Origin of the sequence: Mangrovimonas sp. DI 80 (assembly GCF_001975575.1) — a bacterium.
GTDB lineage: Bacteria > Bacteroidota > Bacteroidia > Flavobacteriales > Flavobacteriaceae > Mangrovimonas_A > Mangrovimonas_A xylaniphaga.
The window spans coordinates 319,777-342,414 of record NZ_MSDT01000006.1 but is presented as its reverse complement, the minus strand read 5'-3'; the positions used below and the strand labels follow the sequence as shown (position 1 = coordinate 342,414).

Genomic DNA, 22,638 nt, shown 5'->3' with positions numbered 1-22,638 from the left:
TGTATGACTAAACGACCAACAGCTTTGTTCGCCCTTAAAGCAGGTATAAATACCTCTAAAAATCAGCATAATGTCAGTCAGACGCTGCTTATTGAAGAATTGCATGTAGCATCTTTATTTGCTTTTGACAACTTCCGAGAGCACTTACTCGCCTTTTCATATTTAACAACACAAAGGGCTCCCATTCCCTTCTTTATTTCCCAAGTCATTAAATAAAAAGCACAGCCCTAATTCCGCTTAACAACACAGTCTTAACTCACTTATTTAAAGATTTTACCGCTCCAATTCACCCAATTTTTCAGTGCATTAGAACACTTACACTTGTTATGTTTTGCTAATTAATCCAAATAGATTAGGCTAACAACAGTCCTAGTCCCTTGTAAATTCAATGAATTATGAAAACAAAGTATCTGTACCCCAAAAGTTCCCTACAACTCCAAAAATTTACCATTATCCTACTTCTAGTTACATTTTGCCTACCACTGTCCTTGCTTTCACAATCTAACCGTCGAATGCTGAACTTAACAGAATTTACCGTAAAAATGGGCCACAACTCCCAGTTTAAGGAAGGCGTTAAGATGTGGAAAAAATGCTACAACGATAACAACGGTACCTTTAAATGGAACATGTGGCAACGGTTTCAGGGAGAAGGCAACGTTTACGTGCTAACTAGTACCATGAATAATTGGGCTGAATTGGACAAAGACGACGAGGATACGGCCAGCAACAATTGCCGCTCAAAAGCCATGGATTTTATTTGGCCACATGTTGACAAAGTACAGTACAATTTGGCAGAATCCATTCCCGAAATTAGTAGACCAAGTCCTTTGGAAGGCACCAAGGTTGTTTGGACCTACAATGTGAAAATTTCAGATTATTCCGCCTTTAAAGAAGTAACCAAGGAAATATCCTCTACAATGCGCAGTTCAGGTGGGGGTATTAGAGGGACTTGGTATAATGTAGTTGGTGGCGGCCCTGATGTTGCCGATTTCTTTATTGCGATTCCATTTGTAAATTTTGCTGAATTGGACAAGGACACCGATGGAGTTTGGGAGATTTATGAAAAAGCCCATGGTAAGAAGAAAGCCGACGAGCTAAGAGCAAAATTCAGATCTGCTTTAATTTCCGATTGGGCCTATCTGTACTCTTATATGGAAGACCTTTCATCCAACTAAAAGAGAACTTTCCATAAATAAAAAATTTAACAAAAGTTGTGGGTTATCTGAAGATGCACTGATTAGATAACCCTTCCTTTTATAGAACTAAAACCATATAGTCAAATCTCTACTCTAAATCAATATTTCAAATCATTAGTCAAAAAAATAGTCAACAAGCATTTCAACATTCAATATCACCATCAATCCCCATTAGAGTAAAAAGCAAACACTAAACCATCAAAAATCTCTAACACAATGGAAACAACTAATCAAACAATATTACAGCCGACAAAATCCAAAGAGCGAATCAATTCTTTGGATGTCATTCGAGGGGTTGCCCTTCTAGGGATTCTCTTAATGAATATCAATGGCATGGGGCTTCCCTATGCCTATATGGACCCTACTATATCCGGTGGAGCCGAAGGCTTAAACCTAAAAGCTTGGATCATGACCAATATGCTGTTTGAAGGGACCATGAGAGGCTTGTTCACCTTACTTTTTGGAGCAGGAGTGATTTTACTAACCTCCCGATTGGAACGCAGTGGTGCAGGAATAAAAACTGCCGACATTTATTATAGACGTCTTTTATGGCTATTAATTTTTGGAATTATTAACGCCTACGTTTTTTTATGGCATGGAGATATTCTGTTCCATTATGCTGTGTTTGGACTTATGTTGTTTCCATTTAGAAATACCCCTTCCAAAAAATTAATCATAGGCGGTTTAGTATTGGTAAGTTTAGGGGTGGTTTGGACTTACAGTGAATATAGGGACACTCTTAAAGTCAAAAAAGAAGGACTTGAAGCCACTGCCTTAAAAAAAGCTAACGATTCCTTGACCTCGAAACAGACAGCCGCTTTGGGAAAATGGGAAAAATTGAGCACCAAAATGCCCCAAGAAAAAATTGACGACCAAGTTGCAGAAATGCGCAATCCCAGCTATTGGTCTATTTTTAGTTACAAAGCGAAACACTATTCCGAACGCCAAGGCTGGTTTCTATATCGGTTTGACTTATGGGATGTTTTCAGTTATATGCTGCTGGGGATGGCATTTTTCAACCTAAGAATCTTTCATGGTGAAAAATCCTTTAAATATTATGGGTTTATGGCAATCATTGGTTATGGTATAGGGCTTTCTGTCAACTATTATGAAACCTCCCAACTTATCAAAAGCAGCTTTGATCCCATTGTAACTTCCAAAACCTTTATCACCTATGATTTGGGAAGACTATTCACAACCTTGGGCCATGTAGGGTTTATCATGCTTTTCATTAAATCCGGGATATTGGGCTTCCTTCAAAAGTCTTTAGCAGCCGTAGGCAGAATGGCCCTAACCAACTATTTAGTACACAGTATTATTGTGGCCTTTATTTTTCTAGGATTTGGATTTTCACTTTATGGACAATTGGAACGCCATCAACTATATTACATCGTTTTTGCCATTTGGATTGCCCAATTAATCTACAGTCCCATTTGGCTCAAATATTTTAGATATGGCCCATTTGAATGGCTATGGCGCTCCTTGACCTATAAACAAAAACAGCCTTTTAGAATTGAAGCCAAACAACCCTTAACGGTTAAAGCGACCGAATCTTGAATTTGCAATTTCGAATGTTTCTTACAATCAATGGATTATTATGCCTATATTTATTTCAGTTCCTCAAGTCTTAGGTTTAATCTCTGATAGTTGCCTATGCTCATAAAAACCAACCGAATTGAAACGATTGACCTCTTGCGGGGCGTGGTCATGGTACTCATGGCTCTGGACCATACCAGGGATTATTTTCATATAGGAAATTCTATTAGCGATCCAACCGATTTAGAAACTACCACTCCATTTCTATTCTTTACGAGGTTCATAACGCATTATTGTGCGCCTGTTTTTATTTTTTTGGCGGGAACTTCAGCTTTTCTTTACGGAAGCAGAAAAACAAAACCGCAACTGTTCAAATTCCTTTTTACAAGAGGCCTATGGTTGATCTTCCTTGAAATTGTCCTGAACAATCTTATTTGGCAATTCGATCCAGAATACAATTTGATTGTCCTCCAAGTTATTTGGGCCATTGGACTTTGTATGGTAGGCTTATCTTTTTTGATATTCCTCCCCAAAAAGATTCTCTTGGTTATTGGAGCTATATTGATAGCCGCCCATAATACTTTCGACAGCTTTACTTTTGAAGGGTCTAATATTCGCTCCATACTTTGGTACATATTCCATCAGCGTCAAGGGATTCCACTTGGAGAAGACCACTTTATCATTTTTGCCTATCCTATTGCCCCATGGTTGGGCGTGATGGTTTTGGGTTATTGTTTTGGGGTGCTTTACAGTAAGGATTTTAATGCCGTTACTAGAAAAAAATGGTTACTACAATTTGGACTTTTTGCCATTGCGGCCTTTTTCATTATTCGAGGTATCAATATTTATGGTGATATGGTACCATGGACCAAACAAAAGAACTTTGTATTTACGGTTTTGTCCTTTTTCAATGTCACCAAATATCCGCCATCCTTACTGTACGTATTGATTACACTAGGGCCTGCTATGCTGTTCCTTTATGCATTTGAAGGTATCAAAACAAAAATCACGGACTTTTTTATTGTATTTGGAAGAGTGCCATTATTCTATTATTTCCTGCATGTACTGCTTATCCACGTCTTGGCAATTCTAGGCATCTTGATTTTGGGAGGCAGTTGGAGTGACCTAACAGCATCAATAGGTGGACTTTCTCCTTCCAGTATTGCCGCGTACGGGTACTCTTTATTTGTGGTTTATATAGTTTGGATTATCATTATAGCCATTCTTTACCCTATCTGTAAAAAGTACATGAGGTACAAAGCTAAAAACAAAGCGAAATGGTGGCTCAGTTATCTATAAGGGCTTCAAATAAATGACTAAAAACAGGATAAAGAATTAAAAAACTGCCAGCTAAAACCCTTCTCAAACCTGTGAAATAAATTGAATTTTAAACATTTACACACTAATTAACCAATTCTTTAGTATATTTAATACGGTATCGCAAACCAATTATTCTCCCCATTCATAAGAACATTTTTTGTGTAACTTAAAATTTGACATTATGAAACCCGAGGCAAACACTTGGACCAAAACCGAATTGCAAGTCTATATTCTACTGCTTTGTGCCAATGCAGATTCTCATGAATCGGAGGCTGAAATCAACCTGATCAAGTCCAAATCTTCTCCTGAGACATTCGAGAAAATGTACCAGGAATTTTCCAGTGACACAGAAGAACAACGTTTTGAAAAAATTGATGACACGGTACAATTGCACCACTATTCCAACATAGAATTGGCTCAGCTAAGAAGAGAAATGTACGAAGTATTTTTCTCCGACTGCAATTTTGCCATGATGGAACGCAATTTGGACAAGATTATGGATAACATTCTTTATTAAATATGGATGTTCAAGAAACATCCATATATTTCATAAGCCTTGACATTTGGAAATCTCCCTACTTGAGTTACTGGCCACAAAATCCTTATGTCCTATTGACAACTGCCTATTACAAACTTCCTTTTTCATCCTGGCTCCTTCTCGTTTCTCTCTCGCTATTTTCTCTCCATTATAAATTTCCTTTTATAATCTCCTTTCAAATCCTTTACCTGATATGAAAACATTGACCAGCCTCGTTCTTTTTCTTTTGGTTTCTTGGTCTAGTTTATCTCAGGAGGCACTGCTAAAGGAGTATTCTCTTTCTGATTTTTTTAGGCTTATAGATAATGAAAAGGACAGTATTTTTAGGCTTAAGGATGCATTAATCAAGTTCAATTCAGAAACTGATTCTACCCTTATTTTAAAAACCCCTTTTGGAGAACCTCCTGAACCGATCAATCCTTCAAATCGAAAAGTTATTGATAAAGAAGTTAGTTTAGAAAATGTTCATTTTATAACTGAACTCCAAAGAATACCAGATTCCTCAAAATCGTTTTTTTTGTTTTATTTAAAAGGCGCCATAGAAAACGTACATTTCAAAAAGAGGGTATCCCTCCTAAAATGTACAGGTATTCATCTTTATAACTGTCAATTTGAAGAAAGGTTCCTTCTTAACAATAATGAAGTTAATAATTTATCTAAAGATCTTATTTCTTCCAAAAAATTACAACTAAGGATTTCTATTGGCAACAATTTTTTTAATAAAAGATTAATTCTAGTCAATCTTTGTGATAACAAGGATGTAGACCTAAACTATGACATCTTTCTAAATAACATTACAACCCATAAAGACAGACTAAATTCAGGTAACAGAAATAGAATCTATATAAATCTAAAAAACATTGATGGCTTAATGTTTTTTAAAAATCAATTTATGGGTGAAGGTGACATAGATTTTTCTATAAGTGCATCAGAATTCATTGAAATTTCCAATAATAATTTCAACGAGGCAAGAACAGACTTACGCTTTGAAAGCAACCATTCTCAATTGAATTTCAAAAATAATATTTTTAAAACAACAGTGAGATTAAACATCGGCAACCTAAACCCTTCAGATGCAATAGAATTGAATCAATTTAAATCTAATTATTTTTCCCTAACCGCATTTGAAAACTATAGAAATTTACTTCCAGACGAAGAATTTTTTAAAACTGACACAGATTCATTTCAAGGAGTTTATAAAAACATCATTCGTTTTGAAAATGCTCAAGTGTATACCGGAGAAGCCGCATTAAAAGGGATTCTCTATAGACATTACCGGGAAAATTTCGATATGGTACGCGCTAATCAGGTCTTTATAGATTTAAAAGATTTTGAGACCAAACGATTAGAATATTTATTCAAATCAAATCCATCGTTCGATACCTTCTTTACTTGGAAAGTCAACCAATTTCTAAAAGTGTTTTCCAATTACGGCACCAAACCATCCAAAGCCATCATCTTTTCACTGTATGTCATTATTTTCTTTGCGATTATCTATCTATTTTTTCCAAACAGTTGGGATTCTCATGGCAGAAAACGCATCATGGACCGTTTTACCTTTTTTATAAAATATATGAAAAAAGACGCGGGAATACATGAAGTGTACTTGGAAGATAAACAACCCGATTTAATGGAATATGAAGCTTTTAAAAACTTATTAATTCAAGCTAGCCCGCAAGTTCCAAAATTTTTCATTAAGACCGGCTTACCCCTTTACAAATGGACCATTGCAAGAACCAATTTACACGCCTCAATTTTAAGCAAATTCGATATCATGAAAGGTACATGGCAAGATCTACCTTTAAAAAAACGGTTCTGGAAATCTATTTTATTGATAGGCGCTTTTTTGGTTGCCAGTTTATATGATCTTTTCATCAAAATACTAAATGCTTTAATGCTCTCCATTAACACCTTTACCACCCTTGGTTTTGGAGAAATACCCATAAAAGGCTTCCCTCGTTACCTTGCTATCTTACAAGGGTTTATTGGGTGGTTTATGTTGACCATTTTCAGTGTTTCACTTATATCTCAATTACTCAACTAGCATGTACACCTTCTTCAGTTCCATCCGCAAACAACTAGCCGCACAAAACAAAGCAGCCGCCTACATGCGCTATGCCATTGGGGAAATTGTGTTGGTGGTGATTGGAATTTTAATTGCACTTCAAATAAATAATTGGAATTCCTACAGGAAAGACAGACTTCTTGAAAAACAATATTTAGAGAACTTTTTACTAGACCTTAAAAGCGATTCCATTAGTTTAACCTATTTCTCAAATTCCTCTCCTAAAAAAATAGAAGTACTGCTCATGGCCAGAGATCATGTACTTCATCAAACACCTATAAAAGACACTCTAGACTTCATCAATAAAATGGGATATGGAGGGGTTGGCAGTAGAGGAACCATGGTAGAATCCAAAAGCACCTATGATGACATTATAAGTACAGGAAATCTCCTTCTATTGAAGAATGAAAATCTCAAACAACATTTGCTTTTTTATTATCAATTCTCAGAACATACTAAACGGTATCTAGGAAACCTGCAAACAGAATACGCCACATTTATGAATTCCTACTTCCCTTTTGATAGCGAAGGAACTTTTAAAACAGTCCCTAAAGAGATCCCGCATATTCTTGAGGCTCTTAAATCTGAAGAGTTTTTACGACTGGCGAATTCCGAATTAACCTATGCCTATGCCTTAAGAACTCGGGTAGAAATAATTTCCAAACTAAACGAAGCAACCAAGGCACTCATCAAAACCGAACTAAACCTCCACAGCAAATGATGCACCTCTTTTCCAAAATTCGCTACCAACTAGCTGCAGAAAATAAGGCTTCCAAATACATGCGTTATGCCATTGGAGAAATCGTTCTGGTGGTGATTGGTATTTTGATAGCGCTTCAAATCAATAATTGGAATGAAAACAGAAAGCTGCAAATTGAAGAACAGCAAATCCTAAGCAGTTTATTGGAAGATTTAAAAGCAGCCAAAAAACAATCAGAAGAATCCATAATCAAAGAAAAGTTGGCGATAGACGAAATGGAAGCAGCTTTGGGAAACCAGCAAACCCGTGCCGCATTCTTTAACACAGAAAACCCAAATGCCCTATATCATAATATTTTTTGGAGTTTTGAAATTGATGTCCCTGTCATAAATACCTATGAAGAAATTAAATCTTCAGGGAAAACAGACCTCATCAGAAACAAAACTATCCGTAGTCATTTTACCAATCTGGAACGCAGCATCAACAACCTTAACAATTTATTGGACGATCGCATAACAGTGCACCAACTAAGAATAGATGAAATTGTTGTCAACAACCTTAACTTTTTGCAGCTTTTAAAATCGGAACATCCCAACTTCACAATTGAAACTGGTCCGCCAATCGATTTTGAAGCTATCATGACAGAACCAAGAATAAGGAATTTGATAGGCATAAAACTTGAACTTACCTCAAGTGTCTATCGTTTTAGAATACAATTATCCAATGAAATCCAACTGCTCATCGAACTCCTCGAGAAAGAAATTGATAAACCATGATTAAATTCTTTAGAAACATCCGTAAAAAACTTCTTTCTGAAGGCAAAATCTCCAACTACCTAAAATATGCCTTGGGAGAAATTGTCTTGGTGGTGATTGGAATTTTGATAGCCTTACAAATCAACAATTGGAACGTCAACAGACTTGAAAAACGTTCCGAAAATAAAATTCTTGACAATCTCCATTCAGAATTTGAAGAAAACCTGAAAGACCTTGATAACATTAATGTGGAACTTCAGGAAACCATCAATTCCATGGAAAAGGTCTTCGAACTATTCCGAACGGAAGATCTCCCATATACGTCTCATCAATTAGACAGTTTGCTTTCCCAATCCCTAAATAGCCCTACTTGGAAGCCTAGTGATTTTGTACTTAACGAGCTCAAAAATTCTGGAGGACTCTCTAAATTGGGTAATGAAGATTTAAAACGCTTATTGTTTGAATGGTCCCGCTCTTTTGCCGAATTACAGGAAATACAAACCCAAACAGAAAACACCAATATCGCACTGATTCATTACATCAAGCAGCATGGGTCGCTTAGAAATATTGACCATCTCGGGAAGTATTTCACCTATCCGCCATCAAACATCCACCAAGGCAACCAAATCCTTTTAAAGGAGTTTCAATTTGAAAACTATATTGATGATAAATTATATATTTTAAGGCAACAAGTGGAGTTTTTCAAAACTACCAAAACTTTAATTTCTAAGATTTTGAAACTCACAGAACCCGCCTAAAACATTCATTTTCAAAAGTTAAATTCAACATAAAGAGACCATAACCCCTTACACAAAACAGTAACTTTGTAATATAATTAATAGCACATGGACAATTTTAATATTGTTGTTTTATTTGCAGTACTCCTTTTTGCCCGTTTGGGAATTAGACTTTATACCAAATATCAGGAACTCAAAAAAGAAACAGACAAGGACACTTCCAAATAGAAAACACTATATCCTTTCGGAAATATTCCGTTCCCTTTGAACTTTATTTTAGATATATAAAAGGATTTATTGTTTTACCGTTCCGTTGAATTGACTAATGTTAGAATTGATAGGATTCCCTGAACTCCTTCTAAAAGAAGCTATCTGCCCAGCATGCCAAATGGCATCTGCTAAAGGACCGTTAATGGCATTCCAAAATGGAAATTCACGCTCTCCAAACACGATTTTATAATCAGACAAATCGTTACTTGCACGTAATATATCCGCAGTTTGCTTGAGGTTCAAGAGGGTTTGTTTGCGCTTTTCTTCAAAACTTGAATTGGAAAAATCCCGCTTTGTATTGGGTTGTTTTAGAGTTGCATCCAAAACCACATAACTCAAGTTCAAAATATGGTCAATAGTCTCACCTGTAGAACGCACTTCAGAGCTTGGGCTATATGCCAAATCGGTTTCGGTTAAACCTTCGGTTGCCCAATAATACCGAAATCCCAATCCATCTACCATTCTAGCCGCCACAGTTCCTGCCGTATAGATTTCGGATGCTTGAGGTATTTCATAATAAGGTAGTGTCGTGTCCATATCCTTTTGGGCAAAAATAAGGGACGCCATCAATAGCATCCCTCCTGTTAAAACTATCTTCATGTACTAATCGTTTAATTCTGAAATATCCGAGATGGTTCCTGTCCCATACTTGTCAAATAAATATACTAGAGCCGTCATCGTAGCAGCTCCTAGTTCCAATTCTCGTTTGTTAACATGCTCGAAGGTATCGTTGGATGCATGGTGATGGTCAAAATAACGCTGTGAGTCCGGGTGCAACCCAGCCAACACCATATCACCACCTTTCAACGGACCAATATCTGCGCCACTACCTCCTTTTTCAAAATAGTGAATTAAGTAGGGCTTGAACAAGGCCTGCCATTGCTGTACTTTATTAAACACAGCATCACTACAATCAAATGAAAAACCTCTTGGCGTAAATCCTCCCGAATCACTTTCCAAAGCAAATACATGATGCTCGCCGTTGGCCTTGGCAACTTCGGCGTATTTTTTTCCGCCGCGCATGCCATTCTCTTCATTCATAAACAACACCACTCTAATACTTCTCTTAGGATGGATTCCACTCTCCTTCAACAAACGCAATACATCCATTGACTGCACTACACCTGCTCCATCATCATGTGAACCGTCTCCCAAATCCCAAGAATCCAAATGACCTCCAACCACAATATATTCATCAGGGAATTCACTTCCCCTAATTTCTCCAATCACATTATAGGATTGTACATCCTTTAATTGCTTACAATGCTGACTGAAATAGAATTTCAGCTTACTATTTAAAGCTAACATAGAGCTTAAAATTTCGGCATCATTGGTACTAATGGCCGCCGAAGGAATGCGTTGGTCATTTGGCAAATCACCATAACTCATAGCTCCCGTATGTGGAAAATCGTCCAAGCGCAAGTTCACAGAACGTACGATAACGCCCAAAGCTCCATACTTAGCAGCTTCCTTTGCCCCTGAATAACGTTGGTCTACACAGCCTCCATAAGCTTGGAATGTATTTATCAAATCGGCTTGCATTGGGCGATTGAAAAACACAATCTTCCCTTTGATTTTTTCACTTCCCAACTCTTTCAATTCATCAATACCCTTTACCTCCACAACTTCAGCCTTCAAGCCCCCATTTGGAGTTGCAATAGAGCCTCCCAAAGCACAAATATTTACATTGGTTGTAATTCCCGGAGAGGTTTCTACATAAGCAAATTCAGGAGCGCCTCTTACCCATCTTGGCACCATAACAGGTTGCAACCATACTTTATCTAAACCTAATTGCTCCAATTCTTCTTTAGTATATTCTACCGCGCGTTCGGCATTCAAGGAACCTGATAAGCGTCCACCAATTTGATTGGACAGATAGTCCAGCCATTCGTAGCTCTTGCCATTGGTTAAAGATGTAGTGTAAATGTTTTTGATGACTTCGGCATCTTCTTGGGCTTGTATTTGAAAAGAAAACAAAACAACCACTAGGGCGATGATGTGCTTCATAAAAAATAATTTTGGGCTCTAAAGATAATAGTTCTTATTAGGCAACTTCTAAAAGAAACCTTAAAATTAATAATGGTATTAAATGGAGTTACTCATTCTCTAATTGTTGTTTGTAAGATTCCAAATGAGCCTTGATTTCATCATCCAACTCCGGTTCCTCAATATCATGATAGGTTTGCAAGGTATCCAACAAAACTCTAGCCACAATATATCTAGCAGTTGCCTTATCATCGGCAGGGATGATATACCATGGCGCATGTGGTTTGCTGGTGTTGTTTATGGCATCCTCATAACAATGTTGATAGGCATCCCACAATTCACGCTCCTTAAGATCGCCTGGAGAAAACTTCCAATTCTTCTCTTTTTTTTCCAAACGACGTAACAACCTATCTTTTTGCTCACTTTTGGAAAGGTGCAGAAAAAACTTAAATACAATGGTACCATTATCTGCAATATGCTGTTCAAAATTGTTGATTTCCTTAAAGCGTCTCTCCCAAAACGTTTCATCGATATCTTCCAACGAGGTAACATTTGGCAAATTTTCACCCAAAACATATTGCGGATGTACACGGGTTACCAAAACATTTTCATAATGCGTACGGTTGAAAATTCCGAATTTTCCTCGAGCGGGAAGCCTTAGGTAATGACGCCATAGATAATCGTGCTTCAATTCAAGTGGTGTGGGTGTTTTAAAACTGTGCACCACGATTCCACGAGTATTAAAATCCTTGAACACTTCCCTGATCATACTGTCCTTCCCAGCGGTATCCATGCCCTGAATACATACCAAAACGGCATATTTGCCATGAGCATACATGGTATCCTGCAGTTTTCCCAAAGTAACACGCACCTCTTCCAACTCCTTTTCAATCTTATCTTCGGAAGCATTTAAATCGTAAATAGTTTTGTGTTCTTCCAAAACTACAGGTCCTGAGGCTTTAAAATGGTCAATTTTTATATTTTTCATCAACTTGATATATATGGTCTTACTTCTACTTAAATATAGGAAAATTATGATTTCACTAAAAAAAACATACGCTTTACCGATTTTTTGTTACTTTTATCGAGCCTACTTAAATTATTAAACCCAAATCACTATGAAAAAAATCTACATTTTCTCATTAGTCTTATTAACCAATGCCGTAACATTTGGGCAATCCTTATGCTCGGACGCACAACCAGATGCCGTGTATGCCTACTCTCACGTGAAGACGGCCTACGACTCTAACAATTTAACCCACCTGAAGCAATATTCCAAACGTTCTTTGGAAGCTTTTGAGCGTGTTAAAACAACCTTGGAAAATTGCGGAGGTTGCAAAACCGCCTATAACAAAGCCTATGATGGTGCCGAGTTATTAGCTAAAGTGGCTTCGGCAGAGACCTTTGAGGACGGAAGATATTATGTGAAAAAAGCCAAAGAAATTGCACAGGAAACCATCACAGAGTTAGACATGTGTACCAAAGGAACTGGTACTTCCGGTAATCAAGACCTAGCCGATTTGGAAAGCGCACAGTTTGAATTGGAACAACAACAATTGGAATTACAACGCAAGCAAGAAGAAATCAAACAAAGACTTGTGGAGCAGCAACAAAAGGAAATAGCCATTAAAAAGGAACTGTTGATTAGCGAAGCTGGATCTTCTATTACTGAAAACATTAAATCCTACAACAAAGTTTTATCCTCTTGTGGCTGCCAATCAGAGAACATTAATTTTGCAGAAAACAAAACCGAATTGATGGATAAGTCCTTAGAAGAAATTAGATCTTTCTACATTAATACTATGGCCGCTATTACCAATACCTATCTAGAACGCTTAAACTCTTGTAAGATGTAATTTTACAGGATAACTTATAAAAAAAGAGCAACCAAATGGTTGCTCTTTTTTTATCTAAATAGTCTGTTCTTTTATTTGGCAGCAAAGAGCTTTACATCGTCCTCACTCACTTCCTTACCTCCCAAAATAATCAAACGCTCCACTACATTTCGTAATTCACGGATATTCCCAGTCCAGTCATAATGCTGCAACAATTTTACAGCATTATCTGAAAAGGACTTTACCCCTGTTCCTTGTTCAGATGCGATTTTTTTAGCAAAAAAGTCTATCAATAATGGGATATCGTCACGTCTGTCATTTAAAGAAGGGACTTTGATAAGAATCACCGCCAAACGGTGGTAAAGATCTTCTCGGAATCTTCCCTCGTCAATTTCCTTTTTTAAATCCTTATTGGTCGCAGCTACTACACGAACATCTACTTTAATGTCCTTATCGCTTCCCACACGTTGTATTTTATTCTCCTGTAGCGCCCTTAAAACTTTTGCCTGAGCAGACAAACTCATGTCTCCAATTTCATCCAAGAAAATGGTTCCGGCATTAGCAGCTTCAAACTTACCGGCCCTGTCTTTTACCGCACTGGTAAAGGCTCCTTTGATATGTCCGAACAATTCACTCTCTATCAACTCCGACGGAATTGCAGCACAATTCACCTCAATTAACGGTCCTTTAGAACGTTCACTCTTTTCATGCAACCAATGTGCCACCAATTCCTTTCCTGTTCCATTAGGCCCAGTGATAAGTACACGTGCATCTGTAGGGGCTACTTTTTCAATCATGTCCTTGATTTGCTCAATAGCACCACTTTCACCCACCATTTCATAATTCCTGCTGACTTTCTTTTTCAGCAGTTTATTTTGCACCACCAATTCCTGTCTATCCAAAGCAATCCTAACCGTATTTAGCAAACGGTTTAAATCTGGCGGCTTGGAAATATAGTCGAAAGCTCCAAGGCGCATGGTGTTTACGGCCGTATCCAAATCGCCGTGACCGGAAATCATCACCATTGGAATTTCTGGTTTCAATTTTTTGACTGCTTCCAAAACTTCCACACCATCCATCTTTGGCATTTTGATATCACAAAGAATCAAATCGTAATCGTCCTGTTTTACCTTTTCAACTCCGGCCAAGCCATCTTCGGCTTCTTCCACAACATAGGTATCATTTTCTTCGGAAAGGATTTTCACCAAAACTCTTCTAATGGCGGCTTCGTCTTCAATGACTAATATTTTTGGCATAGTATTTTGTTTCGGTTATTGTTTTTTGGGTTCTATAATATGAATGTCCCTTTGAGGGAATGGGATAGAAATGTTGTTCTCCCTAAACAAACGATCTATTTCAAAACGAATATCACTCTTTGGAAAGGCAGCTTTAAAACTATCGTTAAGGGTAAAGATCAATTTAAAGTCCAACGAACTATCTCCAAAATTGATAAACTGTACCGCTGGCTCAGGATCTGGCAATACCTGTGGGTGTGAGCTAGCCGCTTCCAATAACAATTTTTTCACCAATTGCACATCACTTCCATAGGCTACGCCCACCTGAACGCTTTCCCTGGTTGTAGTGCCATTTTGCGTCCAGTTATACAAACTATTGGTAAGATATAAATGATTAGGAATTACCAATACCTTATTATCGGCGGTAACGGCACGGGTGGTTCTTAATTTAATTTCTTCCACACGCCCTACTTTACCTTCAATTTCAATAATATCGTTAACAGATACGGTTTGATCTACCAAAATGAAGATTCCGGAGATGATATCCTGAAACAAGGTCTGCAAGGCCAAACCAACACCAATCAATAAGGCTGCAGATGCCGCAAAGATCGCTGTGACATTCACTCCAACCGAATCGAATACTACAAGGAGCACGATAAGATAAATGAGCCATCTAGAGAATGAAAAGACCGTATCAAACTTCACCCTATTTTCTTCGGGCATGCGTTTGGACACTAATTTTTTGAGAAAAGTCAACACTACAGAAGTAATCCCATAGATGATAAACACCAATAAGATCAATCCTATGGTGATTTTTATACTACTGTCTTCATTGGCATAAATCACCTTTCCCAAAAAACTTGTGATGGTATCCCAAACACTACTTTCTGTAACAATAGTTTCAATTTTGTCAATAGGATCTTGCATACCTTAGTATTTTAACCACTTATATAACTCTTTATAACTTGGCTTCTTGCCGTACATCAAGATACCTACGCGATAAATTTTGGCAGCAAACCAAACTGTAAACACAAAAGTACCTATCAATAATGCTAAAGATAATAATTGCTGCCAAATAGGAACTCCAAACGGAATTCTCATAAGCATTACTACTGGTGAAGTGAATGGAATAAATGAGAATACCGTAGATACCGTTCCATGTGGATCTTCTATAACTGTGAATACCCCAACATATACTGCCAAAATAAGCGGCATCAAGATAGGCATCATAAATTGTTGCGTATCGGTTTCGTTGTCCACCGCAGCACCAATGGCCGCATAAAGGGAACTATATAACAAATAACCTCCCACAAAAAAGAACATAAAAGCCACAATTAGATTGGCAATCGGTAAATTTTGAAACGCCATAAATCCCAACTTCAACTTGGATTCAAATTCTGGCGATTGTACAGCCTGTTGCATAATTTCCTGCTGCGGGGTATGCATATCCATGATACTGATCCCGAAAATAGCAGACACCACACTCATAAGCACCCCTCCCAAAATAATCCAGATGATAAATTGAGTAATCCCTGCTAAGGAAGTACCAATAATTTTCCCCATCATCAATTGGATAGGCTTTACGGAAGAAATAATGACTTCAATAATTCTACTGGTCTTTTCTTCAATAACGCTTCGCATGATCATATTCCCATAAATAATAATGAACATAAACAGCAAATATCCGGCCATACCGCCAAAAGCCAATTTTAGAACATTGTCAATCTTGGAGGTCGTTTCTCCGGAAAATGTTTCTTGTGCTATGTCGATACTAATTCTTGAAGAATTAATCATATCAATATCCACCCCTCTATTTTCCAATTGTAAATCGGTCATTTTTTTCTCCAATTTACTTTCCAAACTAGACATGACCGTTAACGAAGGAGATTCCTCAGAATAAAAAATAATCCCCTTGGAAACCGAAGTAGAATCTACCTGTTTTGGAATATATAGCAATCCATAATCTTCCTGCGCTTTGACCAAAACCTTAGCTTCTTCCAAAGAGGTATTGCTTAAATAATTATAGGTTGTATTATCGGTATTTTGGAACACCTCTTCCAACAGGCCTGTTTGATCCAACACCGAAATACTGCGTTTTTTATTATTGTTCAGTTGGGTTAAATAAGCGACTACCGCAATAAGAGCTATCATGATTAACGGGCTAAGGACCGTCATGATGATGAACGATTTATTTTTGACTTTCGTCAAATATTCTCGTTTTATGATAAGAGGTAAATGGTTCATGCTTAATTATTTTTCACGGTTTCAATAAAAATATCACTTGCACTTGGAATCACTTCCACAAAATGATGTACTTCTGCCTTTGAGGTCAAAAAGGTCAACAAATCGTTAGAAGTAGCGCTCCCATTAAGCTTGACATTCAACTTTAAATCGTCATTTAGATTTTTAAAGGTTGCCGGCAGCACTTCAAACCTATCACGAATGGCTCTTGTCACCCCATCCACATCTGCTGTTTGTAAACCTACTTCAAATGTATTGGTTTTGTACTGCCGTTGGATATCTGTCAACTTACCATCCAAAATTTTATTGGATTTGTTGATCAAGGCAATATGGTCGCACAATTCCTCGACGGATTCCATACGGTGAGTAGAAAAAATAACCGTAGCACCTTCGTCCCGTAACTGAAGGATTTCGTCTTTGATCAAATTGGCATTAATAGGGTCGAAACCTGAAAAAGGCTCGTCAAAAATCAACAACTTTGGACGGTGCAGTACCGTTACCACAAATTGGATTTTTTGGGCCTGCCCCTTACTTAGCTCTTGGATTTTTTTATTCCACCAATCACCTATTTCCAATTTATCGAACCAATATTTCAAGCGTTGCTTGGCTTCTGCCTTACTCATCCCTTTCAACTGGGCCAAGTAAAGCGCCTGCTCTCCTACCTTCATCGATTTGTACAGGCCTCGCTCTTCCGGCAAATAGCCAATGTCCTTGATATGCTCTTGATGTAACGCCTTACCGTCAAGCATCACCCGACCAGTATCGGGCATGGTAATTTGATTGATGATTCGGATTAAAGTGGTCTTTCCTGCACCGTTAGGTCCCAAAAGTCCAAAAATACTTCCCTTGGGAACGGCTATTGAAACGTCATTTAGTGCTTTAAAGTCCCCAAACTTTTTGGAAACAGCCTCAGCCACTAATAAATTGTCCATAGATTGATTTCTGCTAATATGTTGTTTGAGCTGTAAAGATATTAAATGTATACCAAGAACATCTAAAATGGCAAAAAAACTCGCCTTCCCAATCCTGAAAAAAACATGAATTTACTGTCAAAATATATGAGGGCACAAAAAATTTTAGAAAGAAAATTCAAACATTGAATGGACTTTAGAAAAAGAAGAGGCCTAATTGAACAAATGCCATAAAAAAGCCACTTGCATAAAAAACAAAACCCACCCTTAAAAGAATTAAGGATGGGAAAAAATTGCTATGAAAAAGAAAAATTACCACTAATATTTAATTAGTGACAATCAAATATAGTGTTTTTTATCAAATTAACAGATTATTAAGAAAACATATCTTTTACTTTTTCAAAAAAAGATTTATCTCCACTCTCCGGCTTTGGTGAAAAATGGTCGTCATTTCTCATCTTTTCGAAGAATTCACGCTGTTGTTTGTTCAAGGTTTTTGGTGTCCAAACATTCACGTGAACCAATAAATCTCCAGTTCCGTAACCGTTAATACTTGGAATTCCCTTGCCTCTTAAGCGCAAAATCTTACCAGATTGTACCCCTGCTTCAATTTTAATCCTAACTTTTCCTGTTACGGTATCTATTTCTGTAGTATTACCCAAAACCGCGTCTGGCATACTTACATACAAATCATAGTGCAGGTTATCACCTTCTCTTTTTAGGGTTGGATGATCTTCCTCTTGAATAGCTACCAATAAATCTCCAGCAATACCATTACCAGGTGCATCGTTCCCTTTTCCGGTTACTTTAAGCTGCATACCATCTACCACACCTGCTGGGATTTTCACAGATACAGTTTCCTCTACAACCTTCATACCTTGTGCATCAGCATCAGATGGTTTTTGGTCGATAGTCTGTCCTGCACCACCACAAGCCGTACAAGGCGAAGCCGTTTGCATACGTCCTAAAATAGTATTGGTTATTCTGGTTACCTGCCCGGTACCGTTACAAGTACCACAAGTTTTATAGGTAGTTCCTGGCGCTTGAACTTTACGCTTTACTTTGATTTTTTTCTCAACCCCATTGGCTACTTCTTCTAAGGTCAAGGTTACCCTAATGCGCAGGTTACTTCCCTTAACACGTCTTTGGCCACCGCCAAATCCTCCGCCAAATCCTGAGAAGCCACCGCCACCAAAAGCACCGCCAAAAATGTCGCCAAACTGACTGAAGATGTCATCCATGTTCATGCCACCTCCGCCAAATCCGCCACTGCCATCAAAGGCTTGGTGACCAAATTGGTCGTAACGTGCACGCTTGTCTGGGTTACTCAATACTTCATAAGCTTCTGCCGCTTCCTTAAACTTAGCCTCCGCTTCGTGGTCACCTGGATTTTTATCAGGGTGATACTTCAATGCCAGTTTTCGGTATGATTTTTTAATTTCTGCTGCAGTAGCCGTTCTCTCTACCTCTAAAATCTCGTAATAATCAGTCTTTGCCATGTATTCAGTTTATTGTCCTATTACTACTTTTGGGAAACGAATTACTTTATCGCCCAGTTTATAACCTTTTTCGATAACATCGATAATTTTCCCTTTTAAATCTTCGTTTGGTGCCGGAATTTGTGTCACAGCCTCATGATCGTCGGCATTAAAAGCATCTCCTGCTGCAACCTCAATCTCACTCAAGCCTTTTTGTTGCAAGGTCGATTTCAATTTTTGTCTGATCAATTCCACACCTTTCAACAAATCTTCCGCATCGCTTTTGGAAATTTCTGAATAGGCTCTATCAAAATCGTCCAATACAGGCAACATCGCTTTCATGACATCCTCACTTGCCGTTTTAAACAATTCTACGCGCTCCTTAGAGGTTCGCCTTTTGTAATTTTCAAACTCTGCAAACAAGCGCATAAACTTGTCCTTTTCCTTGGCCAAGTCTTCATTAAGTTTGTCTTCAATAGATACTTCTGCTTCTGGAGTTCCTTCTGCTTGTGTATCTTCTGCCACAGGCTGCTCTACCTGTTGGTCTTCTATGGGTTGTTCGTTCTGTTCTTTTTTACTCATGCTAAACCTATTTTTAACTTCAATAACAGTTGGCAAAAGTACTGCCATTATTATTAAAATGTCAAAATGTCACCAAATAATTTTCACCCTAAATGCTATCTTCTGGAACATTTTATATTTTTGTTGCTTAACAATTCATTAAAAACACTAATTACCATGAAAAAAAGAATTTTTAACGTATTTACGGTACTGGCTTTAACCATGGCGGTTGTTAGCTGTCAAGACAAAGGTAAGAAGGCTACAACTACAGAAGCGGAACCAGTTGCTGAAAGTACTACGGTTACTGAAAAATTTGTTATCGACTCTACAGAGTCTACTATTTACTGGAAAGGTTTTAAACCAACAGGTTCACATCACGGAACTGTAAAATTGGAAAAAGGAGTATTCAAAGCCAATGGAACTGAGTTGGTAAGTGGTTCATTTTTAATTGACATGAGATCTCTTGTAGACATGGATATGGAGCCTGGGGACATGAAGGATAAACTGGAAGCTCACTTAAAAGGTACTGTTGAAGGAAAAGAAGGTGACTTCTTTGATATCACTAAATTCCCAACAGCAGCATTTGAAATAACGGGATCCCAACCTACTACTGAAAACAAAAGTCTTATATCTGGAAACCTTACTATAAAAGGTATCAAGCAAAATATTACTTTCCCTATTTCGGTAACTAATGAAGGTGAAACTATTTCTATTATGAGTGACACTTTTACAATTGACAGAACCCAATGGGAAATCAACTTCCGCTCTAAGTCAATTTTTGATGATTTAGGAGACAACTTCATCAATGACGAAATCCAATTAAAGTTTGTATTGAAAGCTACAAAAGCTTAATCCAAAGTTTTGGAATCTTAAAAAAGGCCGTTCAAATTGAACGGCCTTTTTTAATAAATATAGGTACACTAGTTTAAAAGGTATTGAAACTGCATAACAGCCATCCATTTATTGTCCGACTGAAATGTATTACCATCCACCTCTGAAAATACAGGGCGGTTTTGCCCATCTAAGGTAAACTTCATTCGCTGTCCATCCACATACCAATTAAGTCCAAATCGATAACAAAAGGCCGCCTCGTCCAAGGCTTCGTATTGCCCCCACTGGCCAGCAGTATACAACTGTAGATTATCCCATAATCTCTTACTTTCCTTATTCCCTAACATAAACCCCGTTTGGTAATAAACCGCACTACCAGTTCCAACTGCAGGAAATCCATTTCCTTTTCCATTAATTTCTACAATATCACCCAAACTTCCAAAAGCAGGATTGTTAACGCCTAACATTCGCAAATAATCAGGACCCATATCATAATTATAATAGGCCACATATCCCGTTAACGCTTTGGCAAAAGAAAGACTCACAGGCTCCTCATAAAATAAGTCTACCGACCATAAATTTAAGTCGTGGTAGTGTATGATACCATTCTTAAGGGAAGCCATAGCTTCTTGCTGAAATTTAGCTCCTGCACCCAAAGCCAAAATATGCTTCTTCCCCAAATAGGTTCCCTTAAAATTAGGCCCCAACACCGATTCCTGCTCAAGAAAATCATACTTAACATATCCCGTATACTGCAACTGTAAATCGTCATATGAAAAGTCGGCAGTTCCTTCAACCAATTTTGGAACTGCAGCTCCGGTATGAGTATGATCATAAGGAATGATGACCCCAATCCTGTAATTAAAGCGCTGCAAATCCCCAAACAGAAAACAACCTAGATTACGGGTAATGTCATCTGTTCTATTCAGGGTTGGTTGTGCCATTAAAGGCAAATCCAAGGCAAGCATTTCCGTTGTGGAAGGAGCCGTATAACGCGAAAGCCCGTCCCAAGTAGATTTCCCCATTGCAATATGGAGTTGATCAACAACCTTAAAAGAGCCATATAAATCCAAAAATTCAGGATCCGGCCAACCTTCACTCATATTATTATAGTTGTTCTGCCCAATAAGTGCATAAAACTTAAAGCGCTCCCCAACCTTCCAACTCGTTCCTATTCGGTAACGACGTAATGACATATCTATACTATAGGAACTAAGGTCTCCATTCTCCACTGTACTTCCAGGATTCCATTGTGTATAGCGCAGCCAAGTTTGGGCCGAGGCAGCAAATTTCAATTGCACATTGGGAGACTCTGCCAAAGTCCATTCTAAAGGAGTTGGTTTTCCTTGGGCAAAAATTTCCAAATTTGCCAAGACAATAAATAATAGCACGGTTAATCTTAAACCAATTTTTTGAAGAGATCCCGACGAGGTTTCTGTAAGAAATTTCACAGTAATGATGCTTTATAATTTTGAAGTTTTTACGAAATCGTTTGAAATACTTTTTCCAGACAAGACCCTGTGTTTCAAAACGAAAACTGCACGAAACTAAATCATAAAATGTTCTTTTTTTATGATATTTCTCATAGTTTTTGAGGCTATTTGAATCTACATTTGAAATATCAAATTCCAAGAATCATGAAAACTATTTCAACAATTTTAGTCCCGTTCGATTTTTCCGAGGTTGCTCAAAATGCTCTGAAATATGCAACCCATTTTGTGGAAAACAATCCAAAGGCAAAAATTATACTTGCCCATGTGGTGGAGAACGAACAAACTGCTGAACTAGAGACAAAGCTAAATGATATCGTTAAGCTGTTCGGCAAAAACCTTAAACATCCCATAACACCTATAGTAGTAAAAGGCAAAATGATAGATGCTTTGTTAGATATTGAACATACAAACCCTATCGATTTGGTAATTATGGGGACCTGCCCTAAAGGAACCGACTGCAACTTACAGACCAAAACTTCCGAATTTGTCTTGGTATCTAAGAGCCCTGTAATTGTGATTCCTGACGGCTACAAAAAAATTACACCTAAAAAGATATCACTTATTATTGATAAAGAGGAAATTCACAATAAAAAAATATTTGAAGTCCTCTTGGATGTGGCAAGACGCTTCAACGCCTCTGTGGATGTTTTGACCGTTGTCAATAAAGATGAGGAACATTTTGGATATTCGGAAAACGATGAAAACAACGAGAATGCCATTATCTACTATCTGGAAAACTTCTATTCCCACCATGCTTTTATAGAAGATGAAAACATTGTGGACGGCATCTTTTCCTATGTAGACCATAACAATATTGACCTCATCGCCATTTTGTCCAAAAACCATGCAATACAATCCATAGCATCTGAAGGGAAATTAACCAAGGCTCTTAGCCAACAATCAAAAGTTCCTTTATTGGCTATCGATCTATAATAATTCAAAATCATACC

The 22,638-nt window shown here is 37.7% G+C and carries 22 protein-coding genes; 12 read left to right on the top strand and 10 right to left on the bottom strand.

The window, feature by feature from the left end; all coding sequences use genetic code 11:
• Positions 1 to 3: 3 nt before the first annotated feature.
• The 9 genes from BKM32_RS13505 to BKM32_RS13465 all read left to right on the top strand — a co-directional run bounded on the left by BKM32_RS13505 (position 4) and on the right by BKM32_RS13465 (position 8,868).
• Positions 4 to 216, top strand: a complete 213-nt coding sequence (locus BKM32_RS13505) for a hypothetical protein (RefSeq protein WP_076664271.1) — start codon at positions 4 to 6, stop codon at positions 214 to 216.
• A gap of 296 nt (positions 217 to 512) precedes the next feature.
• Entirely contained in the window at positions 513 to 1,175 is a 663-nt protein-coding gene (locus BKM32_RS13500) for a hypothetical protein (protein WP_083702189.1), read from the top strand.
• A gap of 237 nt (positions 1,176 to 1,412) precedes the next feature.
• A complete protein-coding gene (locus BKM32_RS13495) occupies positions 1,413 to 2,753 on the top strand; it encodes a DUF418 domain-containing protein (protein WP_076664267.1) in 1,341 nt (446 codons plus the stop codon).
• A gap of 96 nt (positions 2,754 to 2,849) precedes the next feature.
• The gene (locus tag BKM32_RS13490) at positions 2,850 to 4,031 is read left to right on the top strand and encodes a DUF1624 domain-containing protein (protein WP_076664265.1); all 1,182 of its coding nucleotides are present in this window, start codon (positions 2,850 to 2,852) and stop codon (positions 4,029 to 4,031) included.
• A gap of 202 nt (positions 4,032 to 4,233) precedes the next feature.
• Complete coding sequence (locus BKM32_RS13485) at positions 4,234 to 4,569, top strand: hypothetical protein (RefSeq protein ID WP_076664263.1); 336 nt, start codon at positions 4,234 to 4,236, stop codon at positions 4,567 to 4,569.
• Positions 4,570 to 4,783: 214 nt separating this feature from the next.
• A complete protein-coding gene (locus tag BKM32_RS13480) occupies positions 4,784 to 6,634 on the top strand; it encodes a potassium channel family protein (protein WP_076664261.1) in 1,851 nt (616 codons plus the stop codon).
• A gap of 1 nt (position 6,635) precedes the next feature.
• Positions 6,636 to 7,376: a DUF6090 family protein gene (locus tag BKM32_RS13475; RefSeq protein WP_076664259.1), complete on the top strand. Its 741-nt coding sequence runs from the start codon at positions 6,636 to 6,638 to the stop codon at positions 7,374 to 7,376.
• Positions 7,373 to 8,131, top strand: coding sequence for a DUF6090 family protein (locus BKM32_RS13470; protein ID WP_076664257.1), 759 nt, complete (start codon positions 7,373 to 7,375; stop codon positions 8,129 to 8,131). Before BKM32_RS13475 ends, BKM32_RS13470 begins: the two co-directional genes overlap by 4 nt.
• On the top strand, positions 8,128 to 8,868 hold the full coding sequence (locus tag BKM32_RS13465) for a DUF6090 family protein (protein WP_076664255.1): 741 nt from the start codon (positions 8,128 to 8,130) through the stop codon (positions 8,866 to 8,868). The genes BKM32_RS13470 and BKM32_RS13465 overlap by 4 nt, the downstream gene beginning before the upstream one ends.
• 273 nt (positions 8,869 to 9,141) lie before the next feature.
• Here BKM32_RS13465 and BKM32_RS13460 read toward each other — a convergent pair whose 3' ends face one another.
• From BKM32_RS13460 to BKM32_RS13450, 3 genes are all read right to left on the bottom strand, one after another.
• Positions 9,142 to 9,717, bottom strand: a complete 576-nt coding sequence (locus BKM32_RS13460; RefSeq protein ID WP_076664253.1) for a hypothetical protein — start codon at positions 9,715 to 9,717, stop codon at positions 9,142 to 9,144.
• Between the two features lie 3 nt (positions 9,718 to 9,720).
• Positions 9,721 to 11,124, bottom strand: coding sequence for a M20/M25/M40 family metallo-hydrolase (locus BKM32_RS13455; RefSeq protein WP_076664252.1), 1,404 nt, complete (start codon positions 11,122 to 11,124; stop codon positions 9,721 to 9,723).
• Between the two features lie 88 nt (positions 11,125 to 11,212).
• A complete protein-coding gene (locus BKM32_RS13450) occupies positions 11,213 to 12,091 on the bottom strand; it encodes a PPK2 family polyphosphate kinase (RefSeq protein ID WP_076664250.1) in 879 nt (292 codons plus the stop codon).
• A gap of 130 nt (positions 12,092 to 12,221) precedes the next feature.
• On the opposite strand from BKM32_RS13450, the gene BKM32_RS13445 reads away from it, so the two are divergent.
• Positions 12,222 to 12,959: a hypothetical protein gene (locus tag BKM32_RS13445; protein WP_076664249.1), complete on the top strand. Its 738-nt coding sequence runs from the start codon at positions 12,222 to 12,224 to the stop codon at positions 12,957 to 12,959.
• Between the two features lie 71 nt (positions 12,960 to 13,030).
• Here the strand turns inward: BKM32_RS13445 and BKM32_RS13440 are convergent, their stop codons facing one another.
• The 6 genes from BKM32_RS13440 to BKM32_RS13415 form a co-directional block, all read right to left on the bottom strand.
• The gene (locus BKM32_RS13440; RefSeq protein ID WP_076664247.1) at positions 13,031 to 14,194 is read right to left on the bottom strand and encodes a sigma-54 dependent transcriptional regulator; all 1,164 of its coding nucleotides are present in this window, start codon (positions 14,192 to 14,194) and stop codon (positions 13,031 to 13,033) included.
• Between the two features lie 15 nt (positions 14,195 to 14,209).
• Positions 14,210 to 15,100: a mechanosensitive ion channel family protein gene (locus tag BKM32_RS13435; RefSeq protein WP_076664246.1), complete on the bottom strand. Its 891-nt coding sequence runs from the start codon at positions 15,098 to 15,100 to the stop codon at positions 14,210 to 14,212.
• Positions 15,101 to 15,103: 3 nt separating this feature from the next.
• Positions 15,104 to 16,417 (bottom strand): ABC transporter permease, encoded by a 1,314-nt coding sequence (locus tag BKM32_RS13430; RefSeq protein ID WP_076664244.1) that lies wholly within the window; start codon positions 16,415 to 16,417, stop codon positions 15,104 to 15,106.
• A 2-nt stretch (positions 16,418 to 16,419) separates the two neighbouring features.
• Positions 16,420 to 17,346: an ABC transporter ATP-binding protein gene (locus tag BKM32_RS13425; RefSeq protein ID WP_076664243.1), complete on the bottom strand. Its 927-nt coding sequence runs from the start codon at positions 17,344 to 17,346 to the stop codon at positions 16,420 to 16,422.
• Between the two features lie 353 nt (positions 17,347 to 17,699).
• On the bottom strand, positions 17,700 to 18,824 hold the full coding sequence (gene dnaJ, locus BKM32_RS13420) for a molecular chaperone DnaJ (protein WP_053975634.1): 1,125 nt from the start codon (positions 18,822 to 18,824) through the stop codon (positions 17,700 to 17,702).
• Positions 18,825 to 18,833: 9 nt separating this feature from the next.
• The gene (locus tag BKM32_RS13415) at positions 18,834 to 19,385 is read right to left on the bottom strand and encodes a nucleotide exchange factor GrpE (protein ID WP_053977018.1); all 552 of its coding nucleotides are present in this window, start codon (positions 19,383 to 19,385) and stop codon (positions 18,834 to 18,836) included.
• A 156-nt stretch (positions 19,386 to 19,541) separates the two neighbouring features.
• On the opposite strand from BKM32_RS13415, the gene BKM32_RS13410 reads away from it, so the two are divergent.
• The gene (locus BKM32_RS13410; RefSeq protein ID WP_076664241.1) at positions 19,542 to 20,216 is read left to right on the top strand and encodes a YceI family protein; all 675 of its coding nucleotides are present in this window, start codon (positions 19,542 to 19,544) and stop codon (positions 20,214 to 20,216) included.
• A gap of 68 nt (positions 20,217 to 20,284) precedes the next feature.
• Here BKM32_RS13410 and BKM32_RS13405 read toward each other — a convergent pair whose 3' ends face one another.
• A complete protein-coding gene (locus BKM32_RS13405; protein ID WP_076664240.1) occupies positions 20,285 to 21,646 on the bottom strand; it encodes a hypothetical protein in 1,362 nt (453 codons plus the stop codon).
• Positions 21,647 to 21,832: 186 nt separating this feature from the next.
• Between BKM32_RS13405 and BKM32_RS13400 the strand changes: the two genes are divergently transcribed.
• Positions 21,833 to 22,621: a universal stress protein gene (locus tag BKM32_RS13400; RefSeq protein ID WP_076664238.1), complete on the top strand. Its 789-nt coding sequence runs from the start codon at positions 21,833 to 21,835 to the stop codon at positions 22,619 to 22,621.
• Positions 22,622 to 22,638: the final 17 nt, after the last annotated feature.

Coding starts and splice junctions, on each gene's coding strand:
- BKM32_RS13445 (WP_076664249.1), top strand. CDS start 12,222: ATGAAAAAAATCTACATTTTCTCATTAGTCTTATTAACCAATGCCGTA.
- BKM32_RS13410 (WP_076664241.1), top strand. CDS start 19,542: ATGAAAAAAAGAATTTTTAACGTATTTACGGTACTGGCTTTAACCATG.
- BKM32_RS13475 (WP_076664259.1), top strand. CDS start 6,636: ATGTACACCTTCTTCAGTTCCATCCGCAAACAACTAGCCGCACAAAAC.
- BKM32_RS13400 (WP_076664238.1), top strand. CDS start 21,833: ATGAAAACTATTTCAACAATTTTAGTCCCGTTCGATTTTTCCGAGGTT.
- BKM32_RS13450 (WP_076664250.1), bottom strand. CDS start 12,091: ATGAAAAATATAAAAATTGACCATTTTAAAGCCTCAGGACCTGTAGTT.
- dnaJ (WP_053975634.1), bottom strand. CDS start 18,824: ATGGCAAAGACTGATTATTACGAGATTTTAGAGGTAGAGAGAACGGCT.
- BKM32_RS13440 (WP_076664247.1), bottom strand. CDS start 14,194: ATGCCAAAAATATTAGTCATTGAAGACGAAGCCGCCATTAGAAGAGTT.
- BKM32_RS13425 (WP_076664243.1), bottom strand. CDS start 17,346: ATGGACAATTTATTAGTGGCTGAGGCTGTTTCCAAAAAGTTTGGGGAC.
- BKM32_RS13500 (WP_083702189.1), top strand. CDS start 513: ATGCTGAACTTAACAGAATTTACCGTAAAAATGGGCCACAACTCCCAG.
- BKM32_RS13480 (WP_076664261.1), top strand. CDS start 4,784: ATGAAAACATTGACCAGCCTCGTTCTTTTTCTTTTGGTTTCTTGGTCT.
- BKM32_RS13460 (WP_076664253.1), bottom strand. CDS start 9,717: ATGAAGATAGTTTTAACAGGAGGGATGCTATTGATGGCGTCCCTTATT.
- BKM32_RS13455 (WP_076664252.1), bottom strand. CDS start 11,124: ATGAAGCACATCATCGCCCTAGTGGTTGTTTTGTTTTCTTTTCAAATA.
- BKM32_RS13485 (WP_076664263.1), top strand. CDS start 4,234: ATGAAACCCGAGGCAAACACTTGGACCAAAACCGAATTGCAAGTCTAT.
- BKM32_RS13505 (WP_076664271.1), top strand. CDS start 4: ATGACTAAACGACCAACAGCTTTGTTCGCCCTTAAAGCAGGTATAAAT.
- BKM32_RS13470 (WP_076664257.1), top strand. CDS start 7,373: ATGATGCACCTCTTTTCCAAAATTCGCTACCAACTAGCTGCAGAAAAT.
- BKM32_RS13495 (WP_076664267.1), top strand. CDS start 1,413: ATGGAAACAACTAATCAAACAATATTACAGCCGACAAAATCCAAAGAG.
- BKM32_RS13435 (WP_076664246.1), bottom strand. CDS start 15,100: ATGCAAGATCCTATTGACAAAATTGAAACTATTGTTACAGAAAGTAGT.
- BKM32_RS13430 (WP_076664244.1), bottom strand. CDS start 16,417: ATGAACCATTTACCTCTTATCATAAAACGAGAATATTTGACGAAAGTC.
- BKM32_RS13465 (WP_076664255.1), top strand. CDS start 8,128: ATGATTAAATTCTTTAGAAACATCCGTAAAAAACTTCTTTCTGAAGGC.
- BKM32_RS13490 (WP_076664265.1), top strand. CDS start 2,850: ATGCTCATAAAAACCAACCGAATTGAAACGATTGACCTCTTGCGGGGC.
- BKM32_RS13415 (WP_053977018.1), bottom strand. CDS start 19,385: ATGAGTAAAAAAGAACAGAACGAACAACCCATAGAAGACCAACAGGTA.